Origin of the sequence: Micromonospora sp. WMMD736 (assembly GCF_049179015.1) — a bacterium.
GTDB lineage: Bacteria > Actinomycetota > Actinomycetes > Mycobacteriales > Micromonosporaceae > Micromonospora.
This window is the reverse complement of the sequence record NZ_JBMHMI010000052.1, coordinates 1-3202: the sequence shown is the minus strand read 5'-3', so window position 1 is coordinate 3202 and position 3202 is coordinate 1. Positions and strand designations below refer to the sequence as shown.

The window sequence follows — 3202 nt, the reverse complement described above, 5'->3', positions numbered from 1 at the left end:
CGCGCCACCGCCGGGTTGATGTCGTTGTCGTCGGTCAGCACCCCGAGCTGGGCCAGCTCGGCGACCCGCTCGGAGGTGAACCCTCGCCGCGCAGCGGGATCGCTGAACGGCTGGGTTATCGCCAACACCCACGGGAAACTGCCCGCTCCGAGGGTGTCGGCGACATACCAGGCCTGCTCGACGGTCAGCTCGACGGCGTTAGCTACCACAGGCCTGAAACCGGCGGAACGGCCGCTGTGACTCGGCGGGGAAGCTGGAAGTTAGCCGCCCCACTTGGCACCTTGGGCCATGTCGCGGGCATTCATCGACATGGTGTTCATCTCATGGGTGCTGGCCATCGCGCGATACGCGCGCACCAGCTCTTCGAGGCTGGCATTCCACTGGGTCTGCCACGCCTGGTAGGTCATACCGGTATCGCCCTGCCAGGCGCCGGCCAGAGCGGCCTGCTCGCTGGCGATGTCGGCACCGACGGCGTGCAGCGCCCCCGCGTAGGCCGTCATCTGCCCGGACAGCGCCAGCATCGCCGGGTAGTTGTACATGATCTGTGACATCAGAAAATCCCTTCTTGTCCGGCGTCCGGTCAGATTCCGGTGTAGGTGCTGGCGGCCGCGGCGTCCTCGGCGGTGTAGGTCGCCGCCGCGTCGCCGAGATTGGTCTGGGCGATGTCCAGTAGCGCGTTGACCCGCACCGAAACCTCGATGAAGCGGGCGTGGGCGGCCTGGAAGGCAGCCGACGACTCGCCCATGTGGAAGGCCTGGCTGGACTGCGCGGCCTGTTCGGCCTGCGCCATGGTGCTGCGCATCAGCGCGGCTTTGGCTCCGAAGTTGGCCTCGGACGCGACCAGCTGCGGGATGTGAGCGTCGAGCATGCTCATGGTGTTTCCTTTCGGATCGTTGACGAACAGTGCGGAACGATCGGTTGGCTCAGGTGCGCTGTCCCCCTTCCGGGTTTTCACCGTCGGGATCCCAGCCAGTCGGCAACATCGGGTTGACCGGACCGCTGCCGAACGCATCAGACTCCAGCGTGGTCAACCCGGTCGCCCGTGCCTCGTCCTGGTCGGCGGTGCCGGTGAAGCCCATCGGCCCGGCACCCCGGGTCGATGCCGAGACCTGCGGCTCCGGCGTGGGCGGTTGGTCGTCCTCGGGCTCAGGTTCGTAGTCCAGGTAGGCATCGGCGTAGGCGCGGCCCTTGATCTCGGCCTCCTTGCGACGGCGCCGCTTTCGGCGGGCCGCGGCGGCCGACGCGGGCACCCCGGCCGCGGCCGCCGGGATCCCTGCTGCCGGTGCGCTGGCGCTGGTGCGGCTCTTCACAATCGGGGTGAAGCCCTCACCGGGATCGTCGCCGCGCACCGCGTAGGGCACGAAGGGGCCGGCCGGCGCCGGCGTCACAGCCGCCGCCGTGGCCGGCCCACCCACAGGTGCACTGCCGGTTGCCGCCGAGGTCACCGGCGCCCCGCTTGGCGGCGGCACCCCGGCGACGGGCGCAGGCGCTTCGAAGCGGGTCGGCGCCGCGGCCGGCGCCGGGTCGACCGGTGCGTCCGCCACCGGGGGGAGAGGTTCGGGTTGCAACGCCTCGATCAACAACACCAAGCCGGTGATGCCGATGGCCGCCATCAGCGGCGGCGCCCACAGCGGCGACGTCAACAACGTGCCCCAGGTCCCCCAGCCCACCGGCTGGAAGAACGCCTGGTAGCCGATACCGAACAACACCGGGCCCCAGGTCGTCAGGAAGCTCGCCGGATCGGTCAACAGCGTCGGCAGGTCGGTGAGGAACTGGCTCACGAAATCCACCGGATACTGCAGCAGATCGGCAACACCCTCGCCACCGATCAGCGCTGGATCGCGGAAGTAGTTCGCCAGCGCCGTCACCAGCGGATTCTCCGACCACCATTCGGGGGTCAGCGCCTGCCCGGATTCAACCGCCTGGGCCTGAGCCCCGGTCTGCATCGCGTCGGCCGAGGCGGTGCCGGCTTCGCCGACGCCCGGGGTGAGCAGCATCGGGGCCGGCGGCGTGGTGGGCGTCGCGGCCAGCGCCGCACCCGACACGGCCTGATAGGTGCCCATGGTGGTCGCGGCCTGGATCCACATCCGGACGTAGTCGGCTTCGTTGATCGCGATCGGAATCGTATTGATGCCCAGGAAGTTCGTCGCGATCAGCACTGCACGAGTGGTGTGATTGGCGGCCAGCTCGGCCAGCGTCGGCATCGTGGCCAGCGCGGTGCCGTAGGCGGCGGCGGCGGTTTCGTGCTGTGCGGCCGCGGTGGCGCTGTTGGCGCTGGCCTGGGCCAGCCACGCCAGGTACGGGGTGTGCGCGGCGATGTACTGCTCAGCGCTGGCCCCCTCCCACGCCCCGGCCTGCACACCGGCCAGCACACCGGTCAGTTCTGCTGCGGCGCTGGCATATTCGGCGCTCAGCGACTGCCACGCTCCCGCGGCGGCCAACAACGACCCGGGGCCTGGACCGCTGCTCAGCAGGGCCGAGTGCACCTCGGGTGGCAGCGCCATCCAGACGGGAGCGGTCATCTCAGACGCCCCGGGCGATCATGTACGACGACGCCGCCATCGCGTCGCCGGAGGCGTAGCTGGCGCCGGACTCCCCGACACCCACACCGGAGCGGCCGAGTTCCTCGACGCCGGTTGCGGCCATCGCTTGGTGCTCGACGCCCTGGGCGCTGAAGCCGGTCGCGGTCTGCAGCGATACCGCGTCGGCAGCGGGCGGGAGCACCGCGGTGACGGCCGGTGCGGCAGCGGCGTGCACGGCGGCCAGCCGGGCCGTCAGCGCCTCGACAGCGCTACTGGCCGCGGTCATGCCTTCGGGTACGACACGTAGATTCATCGGTATTCCTCTCCATCCCGGTTGGTGTGGGTGGTGGCCGGCTCGGCGACGAGCGGATTGACCAATTGCACGAACGTGGGGGCATCGCCATCATCGAGAAACATCGCCCGACCGGCAGGCATTCGATTGAACCGGTGGCCACGCAGCTTGCCGCTGTCCTGCGGGTTGCCCGACAGCATCAGCAGGGTGGCCTGCAGGTCATTCAGCCGACGCAGTAGCGGCGCCGTCATCACGGCGTGTGGCGATCCGGTGGCCCGGGCCGTGACGATGACCCGCAGCCCGAGGTCGGTGGCCTGCGACAGCAGACCCAGTAGCGGCGTCCACGGACGCTGGCCCGCGTACGGGCCGCTGACAGCGGGGCCGTCGG

6 protein-coding genes are annotated in these 3202 nt (G+C 70.1%); all 6 read right to left on the bottom strand.

The window, feature by feature from the left end:
- The coding region (locus tag ACN269_RS33410) for an ESX secretion-associated protein EspG (RefSeq protein WP_421477133.1) at positions 1-209 on the bottom strand (209 nt) is incomplete at its 3' end.
- A gap of 51 nt (positions 210-260) precedes the next feature.
- Positions 261-551 carry a WXG100 family type VII secretion target gene (locus ACN269_RS33405; protein ID WP_421477131.1) on the bottom strand — a complete coding sequence of 97 codons (291 nt, stop codon included), beginning with the start codon at positions 549-551 and terminating at the stop codon, positions 261-263.
- Positions 552-580: 29 nt separating this feature from the next.
- Positions 581-874: a type VII secretion system protein EsxG gene (esxG, locus tag ACN269_RS33400; protein WP_421477129.1), complete on the bottom strand. Its 294-nt coding sequence runs from the start codon at positions 872-874 to the stop codon at positions 581-583.
- 49 nt (positions 875-923) lie between these two features.
- The gene (locus ACN269_RS33395; protein ID WP_421477134.1) at positions 924-2504 is read right to left on the bottom strand and encodes a PPE family protein; all 1581 of its coding nucleotides are present in this window, start codon (positions 2502-2504) and stop codon (positions 924-926) included.
- Positions 2505-2523: 19 nt separating this feature from the next.
- Positions 2524-2835 carry a PE family protein gene (locus tag ACN269_RS33390; RefSeq protein WP_421477127.1) on the bottom strand — a complete coding sequence of 104 codons (312 nt, stop codon included), beginning with the start codon at positions 2833-2835 and terminating at the stop codon, positions 2524-2526.
- A partial coding sequence (locus ACN269_RS33385) for a hypothetical protein (RefSeq protein WP_421477125.1) occupies positions 2832-3202 on the bottom strand: 371 nt, incomplete at its 5' end. The genes ACN269_RS33385 and ACN269_RS33390, both read right to left, overlap by 4 nt.

Bases quoted from the DNA above. Each gene is read 5' to 3' on its own strand.
- ACN269_RS33405 (WP_421477131.1), bottom strand. From the start codon at position 551: ATGTCACAGATCATGTACAACTACCCGGCGATGCTGGCGCTGTCCGGG.
- esxG (WP_421477129.1), bottom strand. From the start codon at position 874: ATGAGCATGCTCGACGCTCACATCCCGCAGCTGGTCGCGTCCGAGGCC.
- ACN269_RS33395 (WP_421477134.1), bottom strand. From the start codon at position 2,504: ATGGCGCTGCCACCCGAGGTGCACTCGGCCCTGCTGAGCAGCGGTCCA.
- ACN269_RS33390 (WP_421477127.1), bottom strand. From the start codon at position 2,835: ATGAATCTACGTGTCGTACCCGAAGGCATGACCGCGGCCAGTAGCGCT.